This is a genomic window from Candidatus Hydrogenedentota bacterium (genome assembly GCA_035450225.1).
GTDB lineage: Bacteria > Hydrogenedentota > Hydrogenedentia > Hydrogenedentales > SLHB01 > DSVR01.
Window position 1 is genome coordinate 1 of the sequence record DAOTMJ010000094.1, and the last position, 4,045, is coordinate 4,045.

Consider the following 4,045-nt stretch of genomic DNA (forward strand, 5'->3'; position numbering starts at 1 on the left):
CCGCCGCCAACCTGGCCAACTCGGAAATGACCCGGCTGCGTTCGCTCGATATTCAACGCGATTTCCTGTCGTGGCTCGACAAGAATACCCTCGAAACCCTGGCGGCCACCGAACAGGCCTACGCCCTGTACAACGGATGGCTGACGACCGTGCAACAGACCGGCGCCATGTCCGACACCTACCGGGTGACCTTTTCGGTGCAGATGATGGACGGGCGCCGGGAGACCTTCGTGACCTACGTCACGCGAAGATGAACAAGCGCATAGCGCCAAATGCGTAATGCGAAGTGCATAGTGCGGAGTGCATAGTGAACGGAATGGACAAAATGGACAAGGTAGATGCGGCGGTTACCGAGCCTCGCGCCTCGCGCCTCGCGCCTTGCGCCTTGCGCCTTGCGCCTTGCCCCTTGTCCCTTGCTCCTGGCTTCACCATGGTGGAGTTGCTGGTCGCGATTGCGCTGTTCGCGGTGCTGATGTCGGGAGTTGTGATGCTGTTCGTCGGCAGCGTGCGGTCCGCGCGGACCAGTTACCAGCAGCTTGATGCGTTCGAGAAGGCCCGCAGCGCCCTAACCATTATAGAAGACGATCTTATTCCTTCTCATTTTATTCGTGACTATGGGGTTATCCGAACTTTTTATGGCACACCCATCGGCATGACATTCATTCAACGAACAAAAGTACCGGGTGGATCCGACAACTATAAATGTTCACGAGTCACCTACGTTGTTTACAACCGGGTTATTTATAGAAACAAATTGATTCAAGAAGAAGGAGATTCGGATAACATCTCGACCGATGCTTATCCCTACCGGTTTCCTGAAGCGTTGGAAGATTATATCGCGGGATATGATACCAATGGTAACCCTGTCTACTTTTCCGATGGCATGCCGCGGTTCCGAGATGCCTATCCGTATCCGTTGCTCAAATACTTCGAAAAGAACATGGATAACCTAAATAATTTTCCCGTGCCATGGTTGGATGAAAGAGGCGAGCCAACGCGATTTGGCGTGATTCTAAATAATCTGCTTGCTGAACACCCAGACTCTAACGGCCACATTATAACCGTTACGAAAAAACGCCTTACTGAAGAACAATCCAAAATTTTGTGGTCTACAAAGTGTGAAATGTGGATCCGGATGCTCGCTGGCGGGGATTCTGGAATAGATAATATCAATTTCTGGGCCGAATTTAATCTCGAACCGCTCGATTACATGGTAACTGACAATATTCTTTCAACGCTTGCGCCGAACCGCGTTAGCGCCAGTTACCCTCCCGGACGCGATTTTGGCGCCGATCCCAACATAAATCGCAAAGACCAGCCATTCGGCGGATTTGTATTTTTTGGTTATGGCATGAATGATGAAACACCAGATGCCAATAAGAATAGAGTTTTCAATCCATTTTGGTCGGAAGAGCTTTGGCCGGAAATGATTATCATCAGTTTCTGGCTCATGTTTGAGAGCCCCTATCCCGGCGCGCCGGATTTCAAGCGCCATTTCAACTTGCAGCTCAATATCCCCGCCGCTTATGGGAGGCGGCCCTAGGAGTAGGCCGACATGCGGATTGAACAGCTCGAGAGGAACGGCACGGGACGCGGGACGCGCGGCGCGGCGTTGATCATTGCCGTGGCGGTCCTGACGATCCTGATGGCGATCGCCCTGACGTTCTTCACCGTGAGCCGGGTCGAACTGAAGACCTCGACGAACGTCGAGAACACCGTGCGCGCGGAACTGCTGGCCGACGCCGCCACGGCCATCGCGATGAGTTTCCTCAACTACGACAAGCTCATCCACCCGACCTACACGTCGCTCGACCATGCTTGGCGCGCCTATTTCAACGGCGCGTGGATCGAGGGCAAGCAGTGGGCGTTCGTGGACCCCATGAGCCCAAACCGGTCCGCGCCGGCTCCCTTGTTGGCCCACACCCCCCCGAACAATGTCAACTACGACGATTTTTACAGGCCGACGCCCACCGATCCCAGTTACGGCCTGCCGGACAATTTTTACACGCCGCGCAAGGAGGAAGGGCTGCGCGTCCCCAAATTGGCGCGCTATGTCGAATCCGGCGCGGACCATCCCTTCCTGATTGACAACGCCAGCGAACTGCCGCCCGCGTGGCAGGTTCACAATTGGGCCGACGTGGACAACGACGGGGACGGCCTTCGCGATTCGGTGTGGATTCCGCTGGTGGCGGACACGTCCGCGGGGCTGGTCGCTGATCGCTACGACGACGATCCCGCCGCCCTTATCAACCAGACGGCCGGCGTGCCGCCCAACGAAAACCGCGCGCTGGCCGGCCTGCCGAACGTCGTCTTTCCCGGCGACGCCGTGGACAACGATCTCGACGATTCGCTCGATATGCCCCTGCCCAAAGAATGGAACACGTACGACGAGGTCCGCCAGACCGAACTGGCCCGAACCTTTTTCCGATCGGTCGGCACGGACGAGTCCAACGAAACCGCCGTGTTTCTCTATTGGGGCGGCAACGACGGGCGCGACAACAACGGCGATGGAACCGTGGACGAACCGGGCGAGCAGCGCTGGTTCCTCACCGCGCCGATATACGCCGCACCGTCCGAAAATCCCAACGACTCCATCTACCAGATCCTCCGCAACGTAAATCTCACGACGCCCGGCCAGACTACCCCCAGCTCCTACAACATCCCCTGCGATCCGACGCTTCCCTGGGGGCCGCCCGACGTACAGCACCGCTGGGTGGACGCGATCGACAACGATTACGACCTCGTTATCAACAACCACATGGACTACTGGACGCCGTATCCGGAATATTACGATTTCCGGGCGGCGGCATACGCCGAGCGAAACCTGCAAATGTACCGCCTCGCGCTGGCGGACGACGAAAACGTCTACAAGGCCCTCTCGAACATGGATCCCGCGACGGATCTCGGCCAGGCCGATCCCGGCTGGCGTTCGCGGCCCCTCTACCAGCCCGCGCTGTACGAAACGCCCCCGACCGACACCGCCCTGATCCCGGAAACGGGCGCCATCGTCGCCGCGTCCGGCGCCACGTTCTATGTGGATGCGCGGCTGATGCGCTACCTCGCCGCGATCAATCGCTGGAACTACCTCGCCGATCGCGGCCATTTCGTGAACGGCCAATGGGAACGCGGCGGGCGCCTCGCCAAGGCCGTGCCCAATCTCTGGCCCGATTTCGAGTTCGACAAACTCCGCGGCGCGCGCGAAATCGCCCCCCAATACCTGCGCGAATCCGGCGTCGCCCAGCCCCCCTGCCGCCTGAAATCCAGCGGCGAACCCGTCTGCCAGATCGTGGGCCGCGCCGCCATCCTCGTCAACGACGAGGCCTCCAAAGTCAACCTCAACGCTTCCGGCGCGTACACATTCGACATGCAACTTTACTCGGCGGATCCCGGACGCCCAACCGCTATTGCCGCGACAGCCGATCCGGCGAACGCGGCGTATTGGCTCCCCGCGTTTTCGTCCGGCGCCAGTGTGTTCGAATACACGCCGCTTTTCCTGCCGGATACCGGACTGGTTCGTGCGCGAAAAATGTGGAACCTGCTCATGGGCGCGCCGTTCGGTTCGCTGAAGATTGGGAAGCCGACGGATACGTCCGTGGCCTCGAATCCCGACCTAGCCGACGAGTACATCCCCGACGCGGTTCTTCCCGGCTATGGATTCGTGGACGACGACGGCAACGCCCTCGCCCTTGCCATGGACGGCCTGGACAACAACGGCAACGGCCTGGTGGACGAGGGCGTCAACGACGGTTCCAATCTCACGCCCGAGCAATACGAAGCGGCGCTCAAATTTGCCCAGGATCACGGTATTACCCTGTCCATTCCCGCTGGTGAAGAAAACGTTCACAACATCCAGGCCCGGGTTCTGTACCGCATGTATCTCGGCTATCTCGAAGGCATTGACGATCCCGGCGAGTACCAGCGGCGGCGTCCGTTGCGCAATCTGGTCGCCGAAGGGCGCGTGCCCAAAGCCAATTTGGACTATGAGACCGACGACGTGGACGGCAGCGGGGCCGTCGGCGCCTTCGGCTTGCTCGGCGACCGCGTG

Annotated in this window: 3 protein-coding genes; all 3 read left to right on the plus strand. The window is 59.0% G+C overall.

The window, feature by feature from the left end; translation table 11 throughout:
- The coding region (locus P5540_19775) for a hypothetical protein (GenBank protein HRT67053.1) at positions 1-254 on the plus strand (254 nt) is incomplete at its 5' end.
- A gap of 71 nt (positions 255-325) precedes the next feature.
- Positions 326-1,543, plus strand: coding sequence for a prepilin-type N-terminal cleavage/methylation domain-containing protein (locus P5540_19780; GenBank protein HRT67054.1), 1,218 nt, complete (start codon positions 326-328; stop codon positions 1,541-1,543).
- A gap of 12 nt (positions 1,544-1,555) precedes the next feature.
- The coding region (locus P5540_19785; protein ID HRT67055.1) for a hypothetical protein at positions 1,556-4,045 on the plus strand (2,490 nt) is incomplete at its 3' end.

What these genes read in the sequence shown, in the direction of transcription:
- P5540_19780 (HRT67054.1), top strand. Translation starts at nt 326, where the DNA reads ATGGACAAGGTAGATGCGGCGGTTACCGAGCCTCGCGCCTCGCGCCTC.